Genomic DNA, 22,972 nt, shown 5'->3' on the forward strand with positions numbered 1-22,972 from the left:
GAATTCGCCTGCCGAGCATCATGGAACTGGAGGAGTTCCATCCATGCGAGCAGATATCGTCCCCGGCGCAGTATTTCCTGACTATGAATTGACCGACCACACGGCCAAGCGCCGTAAGCTTTCCGAGCTGCAAGGCAACGATCCGCTGATCCTGGTGTTGAGCCGGGGCGCATTTTGCCCCAAGGATCGCCGGCAGACCGAGGGGCTGATCGAACTCCATCGCGAGATGGAGGTGGGCTACAGCCGGCTGGTCACGATCAGCACCGACACCCTAGCGGAAATGAACGAATTCCGCACCGGCCTCGACGCCCACTGGACGTTTCTATCTGACCCAGCCCGCACGGTTCAGAAAGATCTCGACATCGCGGAGTACACCGACCCCGTGCATAATCCGATGATCCCGTACACGCTGGTTCTCGAGCCGGGACTGATCGTCTACAAAATCTACAACGGCTATTGGTTCTTCGGACGCCCCACGTTGGAAGAGCTACGCCAAGATCTCCGCGCCGTCGGCACGAAGTTCCGTCCCGACTGGGACATCACTACGCCGGAGCAAAAAGCAGCATGGGAAAAAGGCGAGAAGGACCGCTTCTACCCCTACGGCAAGAGCTACGCCAAGGTCTTCAGCGAACAGCACTGATAGAAAGCGAAATAGTTCGGGTGCCCCACATCTCGCTTTTGAGATGTGGGATTCCACACCTCTGTTATGACCACGGATCAGGCTCCGAAAGGCGCAATCGCCTGGACGGCCAGTCCTGCCCCACATCTCGCTTTTGAGATGTGGGATTCCACAATGAAACGAAGGCAACTCGCGAACTCAACCCACAAAAAACTTTTAAAAAACGTCATTCTGACGACCAAAGGGAGGAAGAATCTCTGCGCGGTTTGCGCATTCACACCGCTGAGATTCTTCATACGATCGGAGTGACGAGTCACTCTTCCTCACTCGTCAGCACCCGCGCAAAGATAGCATCCACGTTCTTCAACTGGCGCCCGAGATCGAACGTCCTCTCCAGCTTCTCTTTGCTAAGCCGCCCGGTGATCGCCGGATCGCCGGCCACCAGATCGCGGAAGACCAGATCGTTCTGCCACGCATTCATGGCATGAGTCTGGACTAGTCGATAAGCGTCCTCGCGCAGCATTCCCGCCTCAGCCAGATCGAGCAGCAGCTGACCGCTGAAGATCAGACCCCCAGTCGACTCGAGATTTTTCTTCATGCGCTCGGGATAGACCAGCAGCTTGTCGATCAGGTTCGTAGTCTTGGCCAGCAGGTAATCGGTGAGGATCGTCGAGTCGGGGAAGATGACCCGCTCTGCCGACGAGTGTGAGATGTCGCGCTCGTGCCATAGCGCTACGTTTTCGTACGCCGTCTGCGCGTTGGCGCGCACCACGCGGGCCAGTCCGCTGATCTGCTCGCAGGTGATGGGGTTGCGCTTGTGCGGCATCGCCGACGAGCCCTTCTGCTTGGGCGAGAAATACTCCTCGGCCTCGCGCACTTCGGTGCGCTGCAGGTGGCGAATCTCGGTGGCGATCTTGTCCAGCGTCGCAGTGATGATGGCCAGCGTCGAGATGTAGTGTGCATGGCGATCGCGCTGGATCACCTGCGTCGCGACGAACGCCGGCTCCAGCCCCAGCCTGACGCAGATGCGCTCCTCGTGCTCCGGCTTCAGATGTCCGAAAGTTCCTACCGCGCCCGACAGCTTGCCAATGCGAATCTGCTCCGCTGCTGCGTCGAATCTCGCAACGTTGCGGCGGATCTCGGCATACCAGTTCAGCAGCTTCAGTCCGAACGTCGTCGGCTCGGCGTGAACCCCATGGGTGCGGCCGATGATCGGCGTGTGCTTGAACTCGATGGCCCGCCGCTTGAGCACCTCGGCAAGATCGACGAGGTCCTGGCGGATGAGAGCCGAAGCATCCTTAAGCTGCAAAGCCTGCGCCGTATCCACCACGTCGGTCGAAGTCAGACCATAGTGCAGCCAGCGCGATTCGGGACCGACATGCTCGGCCACCGCGGTGGTGAAAGCGATTACGTCGTGGCGCACCTCCGCCTCGATCTCCAGCGCGCGAGCGGCCAGCGCCGCAGCCGGAATGGCGCTCCCGCGCTCGCGGATGGCCTTCGCCGCCTCGACCGGCACAATGCCGTCCTCAGCCAGGGTTTCGCTCGCGGCAGTTTCTACTTCGAGCCACTTGCTGAATTTATTTTCGTCACTCCAGATATGGCCCATCTGCGGCCGGGTATAGCGGGCGATCAACGAGACTTCCTCCTCGGGTGTTGCCGAACCTCTTATTGTATCGTTGGGAACTTGCCGGGACTGGCTGTCCAGGCGTCTATGCCTCCGGCGTAAAGTTTTTCTTGAAGTTATTGCCATGAAGCCGTTCAAAATAATCGCAGTGACGCAGGGTGCATCCTAGTAGAAGGCAAATATAGGAATCTGAAAGGAATTTATGTCAGACGTAGTTACAGTTGCGCATTTTACGGAGCCGCTTGAGGCGGAGATGGCGCGTCTGCGGTTGCAGTCCGCGGGGATCGAAACGTTTTTGTCAGGCGAGAATGCGCGGATTCTCGAGCCCGGCCTGGGGCCGCTGGAGTTGCAGGTGAGCTCCGAAGACGAGGTCGACGCACGAGCCGTGCTGGCCGATCCCGGCTTGCCGAATGAAGGCCTGACTGCCGAGTGAAAGTAGAAATGAATCGGGATCCCATGAGACGCCGGATCCTTACCCCATCCGGCGGGGGATGCCCTAGCCGGTAGCAAGCCTCCCGCCCAGCCCCAGGCGCACAGTCATCTCTTCATAGAGAAAGCCCTGGCCTGGGCGATAGGGTTGCACCCATTCGCCATCGATCACGAATTGCGGGATAGCCCGTTTGCCGACGTGCTCGATCACCTCGGCCGCCGCTCCCGGCGTGGCCTCGATATCGATCTCGGTGAAGGGAATGTTGTTCTTTTCGAGGAAGCGCTTGGCCTCGCGGCAGTCACGGCACCAGGAGGCGGAATAGACCAGCATTTGCATGCGCAATATAATAGCGAACGGAATGTATTACTGGTAAGTAGAACGTAAGGACGAGGCCAAAATTCTCTCCGCCGGGCAGGATTTCCGGGCCGCGCGACGCCAGCCCCAGCGCATTAGCCCCGCGTTCCAGTGACGAGACGCAGGGCTAACGGCCTCATTCATCGAGCCGAAAGACAACATTGATGCTGGTCTCCACCTCGACCGGCTCTCCATTCAACTCATAAGGCTGATACCGCGCCCGCGCGATGGCCTCAATCGCTGCCTGGACCAGCAGCGGCGGTCCGCTGACCGCGTGCGCGTTCTCGACCGCGCCAGTCTTGGAGATAGTGGCCTCCACAACCACCGTTCCCTGGATGCGAGCGCTCTTGGCGATCACCGGATAGACAGGCCGGATCGGCGCCAGCAGCCGTCCCGCCGCAACTCCAGCCGAGACGCGAAGCGGCCCCGCTCGTGGTTTGGCCGCGGACACCACATGGGGTGTCAGGGCGGTATCGGACCCGAAAAGCCCGCGCACGTCTCCCGGAGTGGACGATCCGAGGCCCACAACACCGATGCCTACTTCCGGTGGTCCCGGCGCATCGGTCACGTTCATCGCCGCGTGGGCTGGAATGCGGCTGGGCATGGTGAGCGAGGCGAGCGTCGTAGGCATCGCCGGACGACTCACCACAGCATGTTCCGGCAGATTCGCACGCATCGGCGGAGGAGGCGGCGCAATCAGCAGCCGGGTCAGCGCCTGCCGCGGCAAAGCATCGGGATAGAGATACGGAATAAGAATGAGCACGGCAAGAATTGCCGCCTGCAGAAAAAACGAAGCACCCGCCAGCCTGCTGCTGCGCGTGCGGATCCGTCCCGTGGACTCAACCAGACTGTCTTCAAACATAACCTCTCCCAAAAAGCTGATTTGAGAGAGAGCGAGACACCTGTTTGGTTAGACACCGGGCGCGGCTAAAAGGCGGTCAGCTGAAGATCGGGTATCTGAAAAGCTGGTGGCTATGAAGCGGGTAGCTTGCATTCACTTGGCGATGATCCTGCTATCTGGAGAGCAATGACTTGCGTGAGAAAAGCGAATTTGCTCCCGCGTTGCTAACCGCTTTTTAGCGATCCGCTTCATAGCCACCAGCTTTTCAGCGACCCGCTTTTCAGCCGCCTCTTTCATATCTTAAGAAAGATCCGCTGCCGATAAAGCACATACGTAGGCACCCAACAAACCGCCACAAAAGCCAACGAAAAAATCAACGACGCCAGCGACGCATTCGGCACCACATGCGCGATGCCCCGATAACACCATTGCTGCAGGTTCACGCCCGCACCCATGTGGATGTTATCGATAGCCCCAGCCAGCAGCTCCGAAAAGACGTAGGCGAAGATCGCGTTCGTCCCAAAGACCAGCAGCGGCCTGGACCACGCAGAGGATTTGGCCGCGTCAGGCCTGGACTGGTTTCTCACATCCTTGGACTGATTGCGCAGATCGATGAGCCACACACTCAACGCCAGCAGCAGCAAACTCAGCCCCGCGGCGAGAAGCACGTAAGAGCTGGTCCACAGCTTCTTGTTGATTGGAAAAGTAAAGTTCCACACCGCTCCCAGGACGACACCGCCCATCCCCGCAAGTGCGATGCCGCGAGCCTTCTCCGCCAGCGGACGGGCCGTTCGCAGCCAGATGCCGGTGAGCATTCCGATCAGCGCCGTCGCCAGCGCGGGAATGGTGCTGAGCAGGCCCTCGGGATCGCGCGTGTGCTCGTAGAGATGCGATGCCGAGAAGATGTGCCGGTCGAGCCACGCCACCAGGTTGCGGTCGGGATCGAGCAGCGGAATATCGCGCCCCGGCAATCCATAGCCGGGAACGGGAACGTAGCGCATAAGAATCCAGTAGGCCGCGAGTGCGCCAACCGCAACCGCGGCCTTGCTGCGCCATCCCGGAGCAACAAGATAAAACGTAGCTACCAGCAGGTAGCAGATCGCGATGCGAGGCAGCACTCCATAGACGCGCCAGGTGTCGAGATGAAAGTAAGGGAAGTTGTTGACCAGCTGCCCGAACAGAAAGAGAATGACCGCGCGGCGCAGCGTGTGCAGGAAGATCGACATCCGGCTTGCGCCCTGCGCCATGCGCGAGGCGGTCGAGAAGACGGTGGAAATGCCCACCAGGAAGAGAAATGTCGGAAAGACCAGATCGGTGGGCGTGAAGCCGTTCCACGCCGCGTGCTTCAGCGGCCAGTAGGCGTGGCGCTCATCTCCGTTATTGTTGACCAGGATCATGAAGCCGATGTCCAGCCCTCGAAAGATGTCGAGCGAGAGCATGCGTGCAGGCTTGGCTGCGGTGGAAGCATTCATTCTTGCGGGCCCTTTGCAAGCGAAGATGAGTTAGGCATCAGCTTAAGCCTTCTTGCGATCTCTGTCGCTGCCTGATACGCGTCGCCCTCAGGAACAGCCGGGTAGCTCTTCGTCTCGTGATTCCATCGGTCGCCAAAGGCATACCAGTCGATAGGCTGCGCAGGCTGTCCGCTGGACAGCGAATCGCGAAGACTGTCGAAATACATGCGCCACCGCAGCAAGTAATAATCATTGACCAGGCCGGCCCAATCCTTGTTGCCGTACTCATGAAGATGGCCGTCCTCGCTGGCCTTGCGGTCGCCCCAGGTGGTCAGAATGGAGCGCGCGTCATAGTTCAGACGATCCGATTCCTCGGCTGAAGACGACCACTGCGGAACATACGAGAGCCAGCGTCCGAGAAGAAAATACTGGTTGGTGCGCAGCAGCCGATCCTCTAGCCGCATGCGTTCCTGAAACTCGGACGTCAGCCGGTCGAAAGCCTCTTTGTCTTTGCCGTCGTATGCTGCCTTGATTTCAGGCAGCAGCTCGCGCGCACTGTTCGCCAGCACCTGTCGCGCGATATCGACCAGATCGTACTGATATGTCTCGGTCGTGCGGAGAGCAGGCGCCGCCTGCAACAGCTCGGTGAGAGCCGGCGCGAGATCGTCACGGTTATAGCGCAACTCGTCGGGAGCCGACAAATCCGCATGCTTTGCGGTCAGAGACGGCTGAGCGTTGAAGAGGGAATCAGCCGACGCGTCCCGCTCGCCATGCCCCTGCACACCGTCGGCGCGGTAGCCATACGCGGTCTTCAGCAGAATCTGCCAGGCGCGTTCCGCATGCGCGTCCTCCGCGCCATAGCGACGACCTGTATAAGCGCGCGTCCACTCCGGCAAATCAACAGGCTCCGCATGCCACGCCATTTCGGTGTACAGATCGAAGGCGTAGGGATTGGTGTCGAGCCCTTCGGTGAACAGCGCGATACCGCGAATCTTGCTGCCCGGCCGCTTCGCCATCTCCGGAAGCCGCACTGCATAGTCGTAAAGCGGCGCGCCCAGCGTAGTGCGTCCGCCGAACTCCCACAGGCCGCCATAGAGCCACGGCGCGCCGAGAAAATCCTTCTCGCGGGTTTCGCGTGGAACACGGCCCTGCTCGATGTCGGCAATTAGGACGCGGCTGGTGTCGAGTGACGAGAGCAGCTGCGGCGTGGGTTCTTTCTGCCACGCCATCATGAACCAGATCGCCCCCGGGTTCGACTTCTCGAGCGCATCCTGAACGGCCTTCGCGCCGGCCGCTTCCGGAACATCGCCCGAGGTTCCGCCCTCCTGGAAGATATTCATGTCGAACATTGGAGAGTCGCCGAAGAGCTCACGCTGATGGCGATAGAACGATGCAGCCAAAGTCGCGAACTGCGGGTCGCGCGGATCGAGCCAGCCGGGCCGTGTGAAACCATTCCATTCGCCCTGCGGAATGACATGCGCTCCTGGATGCGTCTCCGCGAAATCGGCAGGCACGATGCCGTAATACCCGGGCAGCACCGGCGCAATGCCCAGACTACGCAGCGAAGCGATCAGCTGCTTCGCAGACTCCGCCCGCTTCTTCAAAAGCTCCAGCGAGATGGGCTCGTCGAAGCAGCACATGTTGCCCATCAGCTGCCAGTTCTGGTGAGCAGGCTGCGTGATCCAGCGGCGGATGGCTTCATCCGAATACCCCGCGTCGCGGAAGGTTTGGTAGAGCACATAATCCGTGCCGCGCTCAATGAGCACCGCGTTGATCCCGCTCAGCGCCAGAATATCGATCTCACGCTGCCAGCGCTTCTGGTCCCAATAAGGCGCGGTATAGCCATCGACATTTTCGTTGAGCGCATAGCGCCAGGGGTAGAGCGCAGGCCTCTTGATAGGCTGCGCCGGCGCCGGCAGTTGGAGTGCAGCCGACCCGAGCTGCAAGCCATTGGTCGACACCTGCAAATGGGCTACTTCTTTCAGGTAGGTATTCACTCCATAAAGGAGCGTGGGGACGGTCGCCCCCTCGACCTCGATGTGCCCTTGAGTCCCGGAGATACGAAAGAAATCCCGCCCGTCTTTCGGCTGGCTCAGTATCAGATGAAACTGCGGCGCGAGCCGGGGCATGAGTCGAAGGAGTACCTCTTGCGCGGGCTCAGTGGTAGATTGGGCGAAGGCCCGAAATGAAGCGAGGCAGACCGCGCCGAGCAGAAGATGCTTCCAGATCATGCGGTCCAATTTACTGAAAACATGCCCACGCAGGATACCTTGTTCCCTACAGCCTTGAGTGCGCCCGGCCCGCTGGGATAAGACTGACGCTGTTTGGCGGCTCTCAGATTGGCACCTGCCATTTCCACTTTCGTAAAAGTGGCGATTTTTGGACTAATTGTTGACAATAGCAAATTTCCCAAGAATCCCGAAAGGGAACAGCCGTATTCTTGCGTTTCATCCCCACCTGGGCCAGTTTGATCTTCTTTTCTTTTGGCATCTGACATTGAGAGACCGAAGTTATCGCGCCGGTCCAACTATGACGATTTACCTGTGGACTGTGCGGCCATTATCCCTCCCCCGTCGAGCTATCGAGAGACCGGCGTCATTTTCCGGCGCCGGAGCCAAATGATGGGCACCCGCTGGGTTGAACATATCCAGGCCCGCGGTCGGGAGCATCTTATGCCGCAAAGTCAGATCGATATCGCGATGAAGGTCATCGACCGCGTCGATACGATGCTGGGGTACTGGGATCGAAACCTGCGCTGCCGCTTCGTCAACGCCGCCTATCCAGCGTGGTTCGGACGCACCCGGGAAGAAATTCTGAAGATGACGAAGAAGGAGCTGCTCGGACCTTTCTTCGAGCTCGAATGGCCTTATATCTCGGGTGTTCTGAGCGGCCAGCCGCAGGTCTTCGAGCGGGACTTCACGCTCCCCGATGGCTCAATTCGCCACACCATAGCGTCGTACTATCCGGATATCGCGAACGGAATCGTGCAGGGCTTCTCCGTCCAGGTGACCGACGTGACTCCGTTGAAGAGGTTGGAAATTGAGCTGCAAGCCGCAAAGAAACAGGCCGAGATGCTCGCCACGCACGATTTTCTTACCGGTCTCCCCAACCGCGTCCTGCTCATGGATCGCATCTCCGCAGCCATGATGCGCGCCGAGCGTGAAGGCGGCGTGGTCGGCCTGGTGGCCATCGACATCGACGAATTCAAAAACGTGAACGACAGCTATGGACACGAAGCAGGAGACTTCGTCCTCAAGAGCATCGCCAATCGCATGAAAGAGGCCATCCGCGCGACCGATACCGTGACCCGGCTGGGCGGGGATGAGTTTCTTCTCCTGGCCGCCGATGCCGAAGGAGTTCCAGGAATCGAATCGGCCATCGCCCGCGTGCAGCGCGCTGTCAATCAACCGCTGGAGTACAACGGCATCGCTCTGACGCCGAGCATCAGCTGCGGAGCCGCCATCTTTCCCTCCAATGGGAAGAACCCGAACGAACTGCTGGTTAGCGCCGATGCAGCGCTGTATCAAGCCAAGCGCCAAGGCAAGAGCTGTCTTGTCCTAGCCGTTCAGTCTCGGGAACCAGAAATATCTTAGCCGGCATAACGACAATTTGCCGGGTCTCTCCCGTACGGAGATATAGGGATCGCAATGTTAGGCTGAAAAGAAATGAAGCTCAAGATTGCTGCGATTCGTTCGGGCTCCGATCCCGTCGGCGAACTGCCCGGTGGATCGTTCCATCGCTGGCTGGAAACGCCCCTGACCTGCCCCAAATGCGACGTGACTTACAACCTCGCTGTCGAGTGGGAACAGGCGATCGACCGATTCTTCCCCGAAAACTCACGCGCCCTCATCAACCTGCTCAAAAAGGCAATCATCATGGGCCACGCCGGAGACCATCAGGTCGCGCACTTCGAAACCGCAGGCGTAGTGGTGAAGAGCTTTCCCGCAACGAAGAAGTAAGAGCCTAGCCGAGGAACGTAGTTCCGAACACCGCGAAGATCTAATCCCCAAACCCCTACCCCCTAAACCCTCCACCCGACCCCCTGCCGTTAATGTCCCGCCGCCGGAGCAACATGCTTCGGCGGCTTGCGCATGATGAAGGGCAGCGGAATAAGGCAGGCAATAGTGACGCTCAGCGCCCAAAACGCATTCTGATAGCTAAGCATGGAAGCCTGCCGGAGCATGGTCTGGTAGGCCTGTCCCGTAGCCATCTGCGTGGCCTGATCGGCGCCCCGGCCCAGGCTCATCAGCGCTGTTTTTGTAGCGTCGACGAAGTGGGTATACGCCGGACTGCCCGAGACCACGTTGGCGGCCAGCGCCGTCTGGTGCGTTTGCTGCGTCCGCTCGATGAAGGTGGTGAGCATGGCCGTGCCTACCGAGCCTCCCAGATTGCGAGCGAAGTTGGAGAAGCTCGAGATCTGGTTGTTCTTGTCGCGCGGCACGCCCACATAATTCAGCGTGCTGATGGGAATGAAGACAAAAGCCAGTCCCGCGACCTGGAACATCCTCCACAACACGATGGTCGAGAAGCCGACATCTAGATCGAGACGCGTGAGGTTATAGAGTCCTACGGCAGTGACCGTGTAGCCGATCGCCACCATGAGCCGCGCGTCCATCCTGCTGACCAGGCGTCCGGCGATAGGCATCATGAACATCAGCACCACCGCCCCCGGCGAGATAGCCTCGCCCGCTCGCTGTGCCGTATAGCCCATCAATACCTGAAGAAACTGCGGGATGATCACCGTCGAGCCGAAGAGCACCATGCCCAGGACGAACTGCAGAAAGACGGCGGTTCCGAAATTGCGATTCTTGAGCAGCTTGAGGTCGACAATGGGGTCGGGGTGGTGCCACTCCCACCACACGAAGAAGGTCAGCGCACAGGCTGCGAGGATGGCGAAGAAGGTGATCTTGGGATCGCCGAACCAATCCTTCTCCTGTCCCTTGTCGAGCACAAACTCCAGGCATCCGACACCCAGCGCCACCAGTCCCAATCCAACCGTATCTACCTTGCCGATGTTCTTGGTCTTCACCTTCAGGTAGGGAGGATCTTCGACCATGCGATGGCTGAGATACAGCGAAATAAGGCCGACCGGCACGTTGATAAAGAAGATCCAGTGCCAGTTGAAGTTGTCGGTGATCCATCCGCCCAGAGTCGGGCCGATGGCGGGGGCGCACACCACCGCCATTCCATAGACGGCGAAGGCCTGCCCGCGCTTGGCGATGGGAAAGGTGTCGGCGAGAATAGCCTGCTCGCTGGGAGCCAGCCCGCCGCCCCCGGCTCCCTGCAGAATGCGGGCCAGGATCAGCAGCGGCAGCGTGGGCGCAAGGCCGCACAGCATGGAGCAGCAGGTGAACATGATGACGCAGGCCATGTAAAAGCGCTTGCGTCCGAAGCGCGCCATCAGCCATCCGGAGATGGGCAGCACAATCGCGCTCGACACCAGGTAGCTGGTCAGCACCCAGGTGGCTTCCTCCTGGCTGGCGCCTAGCGATCCGGCGATGTGCGGCAGCGCCACGTTGGCGATCGAGGTGTCGAGCACCTCCATAAACGTGGCCAGGGTGACGGTGAGCGCAATAGCCCACGGATTGTGGGCCGGTTTCCAGTCATGAATATCAATGGACTGCTCTGGCAAACGAATTCCAATCGCGTTTTTGCCCAGCTTGCGGGCGGAATGTGGGGGGATTACCGGCTAGATTATCAGTTCTTGCCGCCCACAAAGATGCGTCGCGATTGCTCTCGGATTCATTTCTCGCGCGATCGGTAATCATCGCCGTCAGCTGTGTCCGGAAACGGGCGGCTGATCCGCAGACTATTCGGCCACCACCGCGCTCGCGCGAAGATGCATCCGGTGCCCGCTGGCCACCGCCCCCGCGTCCGGCGCCAGCCGGAGAGCGTCGATGAGCGAGAGCAGGACCAGCCCCGACACCGCAAGGATGGCGAAATGAAAATCTCGCAGCGCCGGAGGATTGGTGTGGTGGCCGCGCAGCCATCCCGAGGCCCGAACCAGCGCCGCGCCGATAGCTATGCCCATACTTCCCGAGAGCTGCACCACCGCGCTGAAAAATCCGTTGGCGCGGCTCATGTGCGCCGGAGGAATATCTGCATACGCCAAAGTCCCGATGCTGGTGAACTGCATCGAGCGCAGCGCCCCGTGCGCGAACAGCACCACTGCGATGATGGCGATAGGCATGTGCGGCGTAAGGGTCGCACACAATGCCACCGAAACCGCCGCCATCACACCATTGACCAGCAGCACCTGGCGGAATCCGAAGCGGCGCAGCACCGGAATCACTGCTGCCTTCATCGAGAGATCGCCCGCGAAGAGAATCAGCAAGTAGAGTCCGGCGTGAAAGGCATTCAGCCCGAAGCCGATTTGAAACATCAGCGGCAGCAGAAAAGGCAGCACGCTGACCGCAATGCGAAACAGCGAGCCTCCGTAGATCGATTGCGCATAGCTCGGCAGCTTGAGCGAGATCAGGTCGATGAGCGGAAACTCCGCGTGGCGCGCGGTGAGCACGGCGATCACTCCCGCTCCAATGCTGATCGCCATCAGGATGAGCGCCAGCGGCACGTCGGTGTGGTCCTTGGAGAGTGCCTCGAGCGCATAGACAAAGAGCGTTGAGGCGATCCCCGCGAAAACAAAGGTTCGCCAGTCGAAGCGATGTTTGGCCTCGGAAAATTCATTCGTGATCCAGGCCAGCGTGAGCCCCAGTGCAATGATGCCCAGCGGCACGTTCAGGAAGAAGATCCAGCGCCAGCTCCAATATGTGGTGATGAACCCGCCCAGCGGCGGCCCAATGACCGGCGCAGAAAGTGCGGGCCAGGTAATGTAAGCGATGGCCTTACCCAGATCCTCTTTCGGAGTGGCGCGCAGCACGATCAGGCGCCCGACCGGCACCATCATCGCGCCGCCCACGCCCTGCACAATGCGCGCCAGCACGAACTCCGTCACGTTATTCGAGAATCCGCAGAGAATCGAGGCCAGCGTGAAGACCATGATGGCAGCGGCAAAGACAGTTCGCGAGCCCATGCGGTCGGCCATCCATCCGCTGATGGGGATGAAGACGGCCAGCGTCAGCATATACGCGGTCATGCCCACATTCAGGCTCACCGCGCTGGCATGGAACGCCCGCGCCATCTGCGGCAGCGCCGTGGCGATAATCGTGCCGTCGAGCAGCTCCATGAACATGGCCGCGGCTACCAGGCTTGTAACCAGAAAAGGGGAACGGGTTTTCATTCGCTCACTACAATCTTCCTACATCCAGCGTGCAGAAGGGATAAAGACGCTGGAGCGAAGTGCGTGCGGCTGGGGAAAGTGAAATGCGTCAGGCAGCGACCTGCTTAGGCTTTTTGCCAAGCAGGTAGAAGATGCCGATGAGCGCGAAGACGCTGCCCATCGCGGCCAGGCCCATCACCCGCAGGATAGCGACCGTGTAGCGGCCCTGGGTGGGCGAGTAGCTGCAACAATAAATCAGCACCATGTCGCTGAGCGAGCCGATCCTGTGATTGCTGGCCTGGATCACGGCCAGGCGAACATCGCGCGGCTGATACTCGATGCCCGAGAGATACTTCGACATGCGTCCGTCAGGCGTAGCGATCATGATCACGCTGGAGTGCGCGAACTGGTCCAGCTTGCCGTCGGGCCCCGGAACGCGCACGTAGTGGAAGCCCGTCGCCGTGGCTAAGTCGGTAATCGCCTGCTGCTGTCCGGTAAGAAAATGAACGTGAGCCGCCGCATCCGGACTATCCAGCATGGAAACAAAATGCTGCTTGGCCTCAACTGAATCACCCGGCGTGTCCGAGGGATCGATGCTGGCGACGACAATCTCGTATTCATGGCCGACGTGGAAGCCCGTCTGCTTCAGCGACTGCGCCATGCCATGCAGCACCTGCGGGCAGAGCATTCCACACTTGAAGTAAACCAGCGCCATCACTACCGGTTTGTCGCTGAAATAGCGGCCAAGAGCCACATCCTGGCCAGATTCATCGCGGAAATGGTCCTGCAGCGGCAGCGTAGAGTTGAGACGCTGATCGATGCCCGAATTTTTGAGGTATGCAGGCGCGCTCTGCGCCGAAGCCCCCAGCGGCTTATCCGCGGAATATGCGCCCTGCGCGAAGCAGGGAATGGAGGTCAGAGCGGCAAGCAGCGTGGCGACGATTGCGAGGCGGTGCATCGTCTTTTAGGATACGCTCTTCCCCCAGCCGCTATTTCAGCAAGCCAGAGCTGTCCAGCCAGTTGTAGAAGAGCTGAGGCCATTCGGCTACATTGGCCGGATTCGTCGGACGTATGCCGAAGCCGTGGCCGATGCCCGCGAATACGTGCATCTCCACGCTGACGCCCGCAGCTTTCATCTTGCCGTAGAGCGCTGGCACACCTTCAGAGATGTCGGGCCGGTCTTGCTCGCCGCAAGCCAGAAAGGCCGGAGGTGTGCTCTTGCCCAGCCGCATCTCGTGCGGGATACCCGGATAGATCAAGGCCTGAAAGGCCGTCCTGCTGCTTTCGCGATCGATGGGATCGGTAGAACCGGCAACGCCCGCGTCGGAACGCGTAGCCGCAAGCGCCGCCAGTTCGCCTCCGGCGGAAAATCCCATGACTCCGATGCGGTCAGGATTCACGTTCCACTCATGCGCGCGGCTGCGAATCAGACGAAGCGCGCGCTGTGCATCCTGCAGCTCCGTGCCTTCGACGGTGTAGGTCGAACCCGCTTCGCGAGCCAGCCGGTATTTGAGAACGAAGGCGGCAATGCCGTGCTTGCTCAGCCAGTCCGCGACGGCATACCCCTCATGGTCGATCCAGATTTCGCGGTGGCCACCGCCGGGAATGACCAGCACCGATGTGCCGGTAGCTATACCTGCGGCGGGAAGATACACGGTAATCGACGGATGATGAACGCTGGAGACAACATGATCTCCAGCCGGAGTAACGCGCACCGCCTCAGGAGCGGTTTTACCCTCCGAGCCCGGAGCAACGCCCTTCCACAGCTCAACGACAGGCTGCTGCGCAAAAGCAGGCCTACAAAAAACCGTAGCCATCACCAGCCAAACAACAAATCGAGCCACCTTTGCGGTCGTCATGAAAAAGTCACCTCAGCGGTCACCACAAATTCTGTCATCCTGAATGGTTTTAGGTAGGGCATGGCTTCAGCCATGCCATAAAACACCCGAACAAATACGGCTTCAGCCCCTGAGGTATGTCTCCATATCTCCGTAATAAACGCTTAGAAAACAAGAACCGGGTGCCCCACATCTCGCTTCTGAGATGTGGGATTCCACGACCGTAGTTATCATCACGAATCTTGCGCCGAAGGCGCAATCGCCTGGACGGCTAGTCCTGTGGCAGCGGCTTCAAGGTGATCGTCTTCCCCTCGGCCGCCGAATGCCTTGCCGCATCCAGAATCTGCACCACCGTCATATTCGTTGCGAGCCCGGTCAGATCGTCCTTCGGATCGAGCTGCTTGCGAACCACTACCGCCAGATAGTGCAGGGAAGTATCCTCGGGCGGAGTGAGCGGCGTTGCCGTGCTCTCTTCTTCCGCTCCGCGATCGCTGGTGCGAACCTTGATCTCCGTAGGATTCACCGCAATCGCATACGCCGTGGTCCCATAGATTTCCATGTCCTTGCGGCCGAAGGTCCAGTTCCATGACGGCATGAGCACCGCCTGCGTATGCGGATAGCGCAGGATGATGGTCGCATCGTCGTCCACATGCGGATAGATGCCGGGCTTGTCGGTCTGCGCTACAGCCGTAACCGATATTGGTGCTTCGCCATGCATCAGCACCGTCATGAGGTCGGCTCCGTAGCAGCCGAAGTCGTAGAGCGCTCCAGCGCCGTTGAGCGCGGGGTCGGTCAGCCACTTCAGGAACTCGGGCTGCACGTTGATCTCCTTCGGCCCGCCGTGACCGTCGTGCACCACAACCTTGCGCACCTCGCCCAGCTTGCCCGCGGCCGCCATATCCATCACCGCTTTGTTGCTCGAGTACCAGGTGGTCTCATAGTTCACCATCACCTGAATATGGTGCTCGCGCGCGGCTTTCCGAATGGCCAGCGCATCGGCCACGGAGAGAGTGAGCGGCTTCTCGACCATCACGTCGAGATTGTGCGCCGCTGCCGCTTCGATCACCCGCCGATGGTCGCCGACCGAGGTGTAAACCAGCAGCGCCTGTGGATGCCGGGCGGCAATCGCCTCATCCAGGCTCGAATAGAACAGGCTGTGGTCGAGATGAAAATTCTTCTCCGCCTTCTCGCGTAGCGCCGGGTCGGCATCGACGACACCCACCAGCTCGGCCTCATGCTGGCGCGGGAAAGCGCCTAGAAAGCCATCGACGTGTCCGTGCTCAAGGCCCACAATAACCACGCGAACCGGCTGATCGGACTGTGCGTGAGCGGAAAGAATGTTTGCGGTGAAAAGTGCAGCAGAAAGAAAAACAGCAGCGGGGAGTTTCCTGCGGAATGCCATGCCTTTCATCATAAGACGTCAGTCACGATTCGGAGATCCGCCGTCACAGATGGAGAGCCGTGAGATCCCATGTCTCAAAAGCGAGACATGGGGCACCCGGCACCGGTGGAGGGATTTTGCGCCGAAGGCACGGATCGCTGGACGCGTAGTCCATTGCCACTGGTTCTTGGCCAGTGTTAGCCTCGGAGTGTTCCGTTTCCATCGAATTCATTTCGTACCCGGGAGACACACCCATTCATGCAGACGAGCTATAACGGACTGCCCCTGCCCGCGGGCGGCGAGGCGATCCAGTACGCCGACGGCAAGTTCACCGTCCCCAATCACCCCATCATTCCTTTCATCGAAGGCGACGGTACCGGACGCGACATCTGGCGCGCCTCGCAGCGTGTCTTCGATGCGGCTGTAGAGAAGGCTTACGGCGGCAAGCGGTCGGTGAAGTGGTTCGAAATTTACGCCGGCGAAAAAGCTTATCGCGAGTTCAAGAACTGGCTGCCCGACGACTCCGTGGCTGCTGCCAGGGATCTCCGCGTCTCCATCAAGGGACCGCTGACCACGCCGGTAGGCGGCGGCATCCGCTCACTGAACGTGGCCCTGCGCCAGATCATGGATCTCTACACCTGCGTGCGTCCGGTAAAGTATTACGCCGGCGTGCCCAGCCCGGTAAAACATCCTGAAAAACTCGACGTCGTGATCTTCCGCGAGAACACCGAAGACGTGTACGCGGGCATCGAGTTCCGCGAAGGCACGCCCGAGGTCAAGAAGCTGATCAGCTTTCTCAACGACGAGATGCTGAAGGGCGGCAAGAAGAAGATTCGCGAAGATTCGGGTGTAGGCATCAAGCCCATCTCCATCACCGGAACCAAACGGCTGGTGCGCAACGCGATCAAATACGCGCTGGAGTACGGCCGCAAGTCGGTCACGCTCGTCCATAAGGGCAACATCCAGAAATTCACCGAAGGCGCATTCCGCGAGTGGGGCTACGAGGTCGCGGTCGATGAGTTTCGCGACCAGGTAGTGACCGAGCGTGAGAGCTGGATCCTCGGCAATCAGGAAGCGAATCCTAAACTCACCGTCGAGGAGAACGCGGCATTGATCGAACCCGGCCTGGAGTTCGGATCGGACGACTTCCGCAAAGAGCTTTTCGCGGAAGTCAAATCCGTCCTCGATTCGATCGGCAAATCGCACGGCAACGGCCAGTGGAAGAAGAAAGTCCTCATCAACGACCGTATCGCCGACTCCATCTTCCAGCAGGTCATCATCCGGCCCGAGGAGTATTCCATCCTCGCCTGCCCCAATCTCAACGGCGATTACATCTCTGACGCCTGCGCGGCGCAGGTGGGCGGCCTGGGCATTGCCCCAGGCGCCAACATTGGAGACGGATACGCGGTCTTCGAAGCCACGCACGGCACGGCGCCCAAATATGCCGATAAGGATGTCATTAATCCCGGCTCGGTCATGCTCTCCGGCGTGATGTTGTTTGAATTTCTCGGCTGGAAGGAAGCTGCGAAGCTGATCGAGTCGTCTATAGAGAAAACCATTCAGCAAAAGTTCGTGACCTACGACTTCGAGCGCCAGATGCAGGGCGCAACGAAGGTGAAGACCAGCGAATTTGCCACACACATGATTGCAAATATGTAGGACTGGCCGTCCAGGCAATCGCGCCTTCGGCGCAAACCCTGACTTAGTCTCGGCCTTAACGTGTTGTTTTAAAGAAGGAGAAGCATGCGAAAGAAAGTAACGATTGTCGGCGCAGGAAACGTGGGCGCAACGGCTGCGCACTGGATTGCGTCGAAGGAATTGGCGGACGTCGTCCTCATCGATGTAGTCGAGGGCATTCCGCAGGGCAAGGGGCTCGATCTGCTCGAGGCCATGCCCATCGAGAAGCGCGACGCGCACATCATCGGCACCAACGACTACGCCGACACGGCGAATTCCGACGTCGTCGTGATTACGGCTGGCATTCCGCGCAAGCCAGGCATGAGCCGCGACGATTTGCTGCAGACCAATTACAAAATCATGTCGGACGTGGTCGGCAAGGTCGTCGCCAACTCGCCGGACAGCATCCTCGTCATCGTTTCGAATCCTCTCGACGCCATGGCTCAGGCCGCTTATCGCCAGGCGAAGTTCAATCGCGAACGCGTCATCGGCATGGCCGGCGTACTCGACTCGGCGCGCTTCCGCACCTTCATCGCCGAAGAGCTGAAGGTCTCGGTCGAGAACGTGACGGCGTTCGTCCTCGGAGGCCACGGCGACACCATGGTTCCTCTGCCGCGTTATTCAACGGTGGCCGGTATACCCATCACCGAGCTGATCGAGAAATCGCGCCTCGATGCCATCGTGCAGCGTACGCGCGACGGCGGCGCGGAGATTGTGAAGTATCTGAAGACGGGCAGCGCCTACTACGCTCCTTCAGCCGCAGCGGTCGAGATGGTCGAGGCCATCCTCAAGGACAAGAAAAAGATTTTGCCTTGCGCCGCATATCTCGAAGGCGAGTACGGCATCAGCGGATACTACATCGGCGTGCCTTGCAAGCTGGGAGCCCGCGGACTCGAGCAGATCATCGAGATCAAGCTGACTCCCGAGGAAGATGCTGCACTGAAGAAGAGCGCCGAGGCCGTCAAGGAGCTCTGCGCAGTCATCGGCGTCTAGGCTTCGCGCCTGGTGACACGCGGCTTCGCCTCGATCTCGGCCTGCCTTTCTGGCGGGCTCGGGTTGATGAAAAACCTGCGATTTGTTCCTCGGAGGGAGCGTGAGGCTTCAGCCTCACGATTATGTCAATGAAATTCAGAGGGCTTCAGCCCTGGGCTTTTCTTTCCTAAACTAGATCCAGCATTGCCATCAATTACCGCCCGCCTTTCTGGCGGGCCTTCTCTTTTGCGCGGCAATCCGTTTCCATATCCGTGCATCTAAGCGGGAATAATCCCCCGATTAGGGGTGTTCTTTTCTCCAGAGGGATCGACGGGACGCATCGCGTGGCAGATGGGCGCCTAAGGCGTTCTAACCCAAAGATTCAGGATGTTAGCGGACAATTTTTAACGTTTGCTATAGATGCAACACTTTGTCTTAGAAGACCTAAGTCAAGCAAGGCTTTCATGATTCTGCGGAAATTTCAGGGCATAAGAGAAGCGTTCTCGCGGGCGGATCAATCCACAAATCGGCGGTATTGGTTGACAAATGCTCATCGGCAAGCCATGCTTAGGCAGAAGCCGAGCACGAGTGGCCAGGCGTTTTTCGCCGCGACTTTTTTACGAACGCCATGCGTTCCCAGTGGGCCAGCAGGCCCTTTCCGCGCGCCAAGCGCGAATTTGTTTGGAATTACTTTTCGAAATAACCGGAAGTATGTTTCGAGTAGGCCAGCAACCACACTAATCAACCTGGGGGAAATATGAGCCAACCGGTGTCAATCGCAGTCGTAGGTTCCGGGTACGTAGGCCTGGTGGCCGCGGCCTGCTTCGCTGAAATGGGTCATCACGTAATCTGCGTCGATAACGATGAATCCAAGGTCAAAATGCTGCGCGAAGGCGGCATCCCGATCCACGAAGATTATCTGCCTGAGCTGCTCAATCGCCATCGCTTGAACAAGGTCGAGTTCACCTCCGATCTCAAGTCGGCGACCCAGCGTTCGCAGGCCATCTTCATCGCCGTCGGAACCCCGCAGAGCAAGACCGGCAGCGCTGATCTCTCCTATGTCGACGCCGTCGCCAGCGAGATTGCCCGCTCCATCGATGGCTACAAAGTCATCGTCGAGAAGAGCACCGTTCCGGTCTACACCAACGAATGGATTCGCCGCGTGATCGAGCGCAATGGCGTACCCAAGGATCTCTTCGACGTAGCCTCGAACCCCGAGTTCCTGCGTGAAGGCACGGCCGTGGTCGACTTCCTGCATGCCGATCGCATCGTGGTTGGCGTCGAAAGCGAGCGCGCCGGCAAGCTGATGAGCGATATTTATGCCCCTCTCACCTCGGGCGAATACTACAAACTGCCGCAGGCGGTTCCGGGCAGCCTGAACGAGAACAATCCTCCGCCCTTCCTGCTCACTTCCACCAAGGCCGCGGAGCTCATCAAGCATGCCTCGAACGCCTTTCTGGCCATGAAGATTTCCTTCATCAACGTCGTCTCCAACATCTGCGAAGCGGTCGGCGCCGACGTGGAGCAGGTGGCCAAGGGTATCGGCAGTGACTCGCGCATCGGACCCAAGTTCCTCCGCGCCGGCATCGGTTACGGCGGCTCCTGCTTCCCGAAAGACGTTGCGGCATTCCGCTATGTCGCCGAGCAGCTGGGCGTCGACTTCGACCTGCTCAAGGAAGTCGAGTCCATCAACGAAGAGCAGAAGAAGCGCTTCTTCCAGAAGGTGCGTGCCGCTCTCTGGACCTTCCGCGGCAAGAAGCTCGGCGTACTCGGCCTCGCCTTCAAGGGTGGCACCGATGACATCCGCGAGTCTCCAGCACTCGACATCGTGGAGCAGTTGCTGAAGGAGGGCGCACACATCGCGGCCTTCGATCCGGCTGCAACCCCGCGCGCCAAGGAAGTAATTCCGCCGTCCGCCTTCATGCGTTACGTCGACGATCCCTACGAGGCCGCAGCCGATGCCGATGCGCTGCTGATCCTCAGCGACTGGCACGAGTTCAGCGAGCTTGATCTGGACAAGTTGCATTACACGCTGCGTTACCCGATCGTGATCGATGGACGCAACCTGTACGATCCGGCCGAGATGATCGAGCGCGGCTTCAACTACCTCAGCGTGGGACGCCCCGCACACCAGCACACACGCGACCTGACCGTCGGACATCGCCTCCCGTAGTCCGCATTGCTAAAACAACTCTGCGGCGCCGAAGATATTCTTCGGCGCCGCAGCTGTTTTGGGCTTGTTGACTACAGGTTCTCAGGCGTCTTATCGCGCCGATGCCGCCAGCCCCACGCCGTCTTTCTGAAACATGTGGCGAATCCCCCGTAGCGCCTGGCGTGTTCTTTCCTCGTTCTCGATGAGCGAGAAGCGGACGTGGCCGTCTCCATACTCTCCAAAGCCCACGCCGGGGCTCACAGCAACCTTCGCTTCCTTGAGCAAAAGCGTCGAAAACTCCAGCGACCCTAAATGCTTGTACGGCTCTGGAATAGGAGCCCACACGAACATCGTCGCCTTGGGCAGAGCCACCTCCCAGCCCAGCTTGTTGAGCCCTTGCACCAGCACATCGCGACGGCAGCGGTAAATCTCACATATATCAGTTACACATTCCTGCGGCCCTTCGAGCGCCAGGATGGACGCGACCTGAATCGGCGTGAATGTCCCGTAGTCGAAGTAGCTCTTGAGGCGTGAGAGCGCGGAGACCAGCGTCTTGTTGCCCACCATGAAGCCTACGCGCCATCCCGGCATGTTGTAGCTCTTCGAGAGCGTGAAGAACTCGACCGCGATATCGCGAGCTCCCGGCACTTCGAGGATCGAGGGCGCGCGAAAGCCGTCGAAGACAATATCGGCGTACGCCAGATCGTGTACCAGATAGATTCCATGCTGCCGGCACAGGTCCACAACGCGCTCGAAAAAGCTGAGATCGACACATTGCGTGGTCGGATTGGCAGGGAAGTTGAGGATCAGCATCTTCGGCTTGGGATACATCAGCGGGATGGTCTGTTCCAGTTCCGCGAGAAAGCTGTCCGTGTCGTGAATAGCCACGCTGCGGATGTTCGCGCCCGCGATGACCGGTCCGTAGATGTGAATCGGATAGCTGGGATTGGGCACCAGCACCACATCGCCCTGGTCGAGCGTGGCCAGGCAGAGGTGCGCAATGCCTTCCTTCGAGCCGATGGTGACGATGGCCTCGGTGTCGGGATCGATCGCGACGTTGTAGCGGCGCTCGTACCAATGCGCAATCGCGCGGCGCAGCCTGGGGATGCCCTTGGAAAGGGAATAGCGGTGCGTGTCCGGCTTGCGCGCTGCCTCAATCATCTTGTCCACAATGTGTTGCGGCGTGGCCCCGTCGGGATTGCCCATGCCGAAGTCAATGATGTCTTCGCCCCTGCGGCGCGCGGAGGCCTTCAGCTCGCCGGTGATGTTGAAGACGTAGGCTGGGAGGCGCTTGATTCTGGAGAACTCTTCCAAGGTTTCCTCGGGTAATTTGATTCCAACTATTGTCTCAGAAAGCAGCATCAAAGCAGAGGGCAGGGAAAGCAAAACCTCTTGCCAAGGAACCGCAGCCAGCAATGTCGTCGCATAAATCACACGCTCCCCGCCGCACTCAAAATCGCGTGAAACGATTTTCCGTTTCCTGCACTATCCAAGCGTCGAGAAGAGGCGGCTTCTAGAGGCTGTCTGGCTCTGTTGATATCCGCCTCTCTCTCGAAACTTGTCATCCTGAGCGAGCAAAGCGAGTCGAAGGACCTGCAGTTTGCCCGCGCAACCACCAATTTTGTGCTTGCACCCCACACATTGAATTCAGGGGGAAGCATGTCAACACAGCTCGGCTGTCTCATGAAAGTTTCGTATCAGGGCACGACTTCAGTCGTGCCGCTTCGGACTCTGGAATGACTGGACTTTAGCCCTGGAAGGGCTCTCATCAATCGGGATGAGACCAGTTTTAGTAAAGGGCGTCGCCCGCTTCGCCTGCGACCGATTCAAGAAAGCTTGCCAGGAGGGCGATGCGAGGCTGCGCCAGACGTCGCGTGGGCTCCAGGCGAATCTGCGAAGGCAGCTGAGCAAGAGATTTGCGCAGGACGGTGACAATGTCGCTGAAGCGGGGATAGCGGGTGTCGCGCCCCACCTTGGAGACGTTGCGCAGAATGCCGATGGCGCCCAGCTGCTCCAGGATGTCGGCATCGCGAAGGATGGTGGCTTCGAGGGTTTGTGGATCGTCATGCGGCTGGTGCGTGCGGATGGCGTCGAGAACGGCAGGGATTTTTTCAGAAGGGAAGCCGGATTGCATAAGTAAATCCGGAGTACGGGAGCAGGCATAGTGAACATGATCCCACCGTTGCAAAGCTTCGATCTCTTCCGGCCGATTGCCCACGAAGACTCCGAGATCGTGAAGCCACGCTGCCGCAAAGACAACGTCGTCATCGTAGGCCATGTCTTCGCCGATCTGCCGGGTAAGAGCGTAGAGCCGCGGCTGATGGCCAAACTTGTCTACGGGACGCGCTTCTTCTTCGATGATACGTACGATTGCGCTGCGAAAATCCTGGCTCATGCGTTCATCTTATTGCAACATC

At 59.4% G+C, this 22,972-nt stretch carries 20 protein-coding genes; 7 read left to right on the forward strand and 13 right to left on the reverse strand.

Going from position 1 to position 22,972, the window contains the following annotated elements; genetic code table 11:
- Positions 1 to 43: 43 nt before the first annotated feature.
- Positions 44 to 640, forward strand: coding sequence for a peroxiredoxin family protein (locus XX99_RS09790; protein WP_184084775.1), 597 nt, complete (start codon positions 44 to 46; stop codon positions 638 to 640).
- A gap of 292 nt (positions 641 to 932) precedes the next feature.
- Here the strand turns inward: XX99_RS09790 and purB are convergent, their stop codons facing one another.
- On the reverse strand, positions 933 to 2,252 hold the full coding sequence (gene purB / locus XX99_RS09800; protein WP_050059148.1) for an adenylosuccinate lyase: 1,320 nt from the start codon (positions 2,250 to 2,252) through the stop codon (positions 933 to 935).
- A 193-nt stretch (positions 2,253 to 2,445) separates the two neighbouring features.
- Here purB and XX99_RS09805 point away from each other — a divergent pair, with 193 nt between their 5' ends.
- The gene (locus tag XX99_RS09805) at positions 2,446 to 2,676 is read left to right on the forward strand and encodes a putative signal transducing protein (protein ID WP_050059149.1); all 231 of its coding nucleotides are present in this window, start codon (positions 2,446 to 2,448) and stop codon (positions 2,674 to 2,676) included.
- A 63-nt stretch (positions 2,677 to 2,739) separates the two neighbouring features.
- Here XX99_RS09805 and XX99_RS09810 read toward each other — a convergent pair whose 3' ends face one another.
- From XX99_RS09810 to XX99_RS27185, 5 genes are all read right to left on the reverse strand, one after another.
- Positions 2,740 to 3,009: a glutaredoxin family protein gene (locus XX99_RS09810; RefSeq protein ID WP_050059150.1), complete on the reverse strand. Its 270-nt coding sequence runs from the start codon at positions 3,007 to 3,009 to the stop codon at positions 2,740 to 2,742.
- Positions 3,010 to 3,163: 154 nt separating this feature from the next.
- Entirely contained in the window at positions 3,164 to 3,889 is a 726-nt protein-coding gene (locus XX99_RS09815) for an energy transducer TonB (protein WP_050059151.1), read from the reverse strand.
- A 272-nt stretch (positions 3,890 to 4,161) separates the two neighbouring features.
- Entirely contained in the window at positions 4,162 to 5,340 is a 1,179-nt protein-coding gene (locus XX99_RS09820) for an acyltransferase family protein (RefSeq protein ID WP_050059152.1), read from the reverse strand.
- Positions 5,337 to 7,550, reverse strand: a complete 2,214-nt coding sequence (locus XX99_RS09825; RefSeq protein ID WP_050059375.1) for an alpha-N-acetylglucosaminidase — start codon at positions 7,548 to 7,550, stop codon at positions 5,337 to 5,339. Before XX99_RS09825 ends, XX99_RS09820 begins: the two co-directional genes overlap by 4 nt.
- A complete protein-coding gene (locus XX99_RS27185; RefSeq protein WP_156185899.1) occupies positions 7,547 to 7,816 on the reverse strand; it encodes a hypothetical protein in 270 nt (89 codons plus the stop codon). Before XX99_RS27185 ends, XX99_RS09825 begins: the two co-directional genes overlap by 4 nt.
- A gap of 175 nt (positions 7,817 to 7,991) precedes the next feature.
- On the opposite strand from XX99_RS27185, the gene XX99_RS09830 reads away from it, so the two are divergent.
- Complete coding sequence (locus XX99_RS09830; RefSeq protein ID WP_050059153.1) at positions 7,992 to 8,912, forward strand: diguanylate cyclase domain-containing protein; 921 nt, start codon at positions 7,992 to 7,994, stop codon at positions 8,910 to 8,912.
- A 72-nt stretch (positions 8,913 to 8,984) separates the two neighbouring features.
- The gene (locus tag XX99_RS09835) at positions 8,985 to 9,278 is read left to right on the forward strand and encodes a hypothetical protein (RefSeq protein ID WP_050059154.1); all 294 of its coding nucleotides are present in this window, start codon (positions 8,985 to 8,987) and stop codon (positions 9,276 to 9,278) included.
- Between the two features lie 89 nt (positions 9,279 to 9,367).
- On the opposite strand, the gene XX99_RS09840 is transcribed toward XX99_RS09835, so the two are convergent.
- The 5 genes from XX99_RS09840 to XX99_RS09860 all read right to left on the reverse strand — a co-directional run bounded on the left by XX99_RS09840 (position 9,368) and on the right by XX99_RS09860 (position 15,775).
- Positions 9,368 to 10,951: a DHA2 family efflux MFS transporter permease subunit gene (locus XX99_RS09840; protein WP_050059155.1), complete on the reverse strand. Its 1,584-nt coding sequence runs from the start codon at positions 10,949 to 10,951 to the stop codon at positions 9,368 to 9,370.
- Positions 10,952 to 11,128: 177 nt separating this feature from the next.
- Positions 11,129 to 12,556, reverse strand: a complete 1,428-nt coding sequence (locus tag XX99_RS09845) for an MFS transporter (protein ID WP_050059156.1) — start codon at positions 12,554 to 12,556, stop codon at positions 11,129 to 11,131.
- An 88-nt stretch (positions 12,557 to 12,644) separates the two neighbouring features.
- A complete protein-coding gene (locus XX99_RS09850) occupies positions 12,645 to 13,493 on the reverse strand; it encodes an SCO family protein (RefSeq protein WP_050059157.1) in 849 nt (282 codons plus the stop codon).
- Between the two features lie 31 nt (positions 13,494 to 13,524).
- Positions 13,525 to 14,394, reverse strand: coding sequence for an alpha/beta hydrolase (locus tag XX99_RS09855; protein ID WP_050059158.1), 870 nt, complete (start codon positions 14,392 to 14,394; stop codon positions 13,525 to 13,527).
- A gap of 250 nt (positions 14,395 to 14,644) precedes the next feature.
- Positions 14,645 to 15,775 (reverse strand): Gfo/Idh/MocA family protein, encoded by a 1,131-nt coding sequence (locus XX99_RS09860; RefSeq protein ID WP_156185900.1) that lies wholly within the window; start codon positions 15,773 to 15,775, stop codon positions 14,645 to 14,647.
- 237 nt (positions 15,776 to 16,012) lie between these two features.
- Between XX99_RS09860 and XX99_RS09865 the strand changes: the two genes are divergently transcribed.
- From XX99_RS09865 to XX99_RS09875, 3 genes are all read left to right on the forward strand, one after another.
- Complete coding sequence (locus XX99_RS09865) at positions 16,013 to 17,413, forward strand: NADP-dependent isocitrate dehydrogenase (RefSeq protein ID WP_050059159.1); 1,401 nt, start codon at positions 16,013 to 16,015, stop codon at positions 17,411 to 17,413.
- An 84-nt stretch (positions 17,414 to 17,497) separates the two neighbouring features.
- A complete protein-coding gene (mdh, locus tag XX99_RS09870) occupies positions 17,498 to 18,424 on the forward strand; it encodes a malate dehydrogenase (protein WP_050059160.1) in 927 nt (308 codons plus the stop codon).
- Positions 18,425 to 19,160: 736 nt separating this feature from the next.
- Positions 19,161 to 20,576, forward strand: coding sequence for a UDP-glucose dehydrogenase family protein (locus tag XX99_RS09875; protein ID WP_050059161.1), 1,416 nt, complete (start codon positions 19,161 to 19,163; stop codon positions 20,574 to 20,576).
- A 90-nt stretch (positions 20,577 to 20,666) separates the two neighbouring features.
- Here the strand turns inward: XX99_RS09875 and alaC are convergent, their stop codons facing one another.
- Positions 20,667 to 21,869 (reverse strand): alanine transaminase, encoded by a 1,203-nt coding sequence (gene alaC, locus XX99_RS09880; protein ID WP_197081863.1) that lies wholly within the window; start codon positions 21,867 to 21,869, stop codon positions 20,667 to 20,669.
- 475 nt (positions 21,870 to 22,344) lie between these two features.
- Positions 22,345 to 22,950: an HD domain-containing protein gene (locus tag XX99_RS09890; RefSeq protein WP_050059163.1), complete on the reverse strand. Its 606-nt coding sequence runs from the start codon at positions 22,948 to 22,950 to the stop codon at positions 22,345 to 22,347.
- Positions 22,951 to 22,972: the final 22 nt, after the last annotated feature.

Origin of the sequence: Silvibacterium bohemicum (assembly GCF_001006305.1) — a bacterium.
Lineage (GTDB): Bacteria > Acidobacteriota > Terriglobia > Terriglobales > Acidobacteriaceae > Silvibacterium > Silvibacterium bohemicum.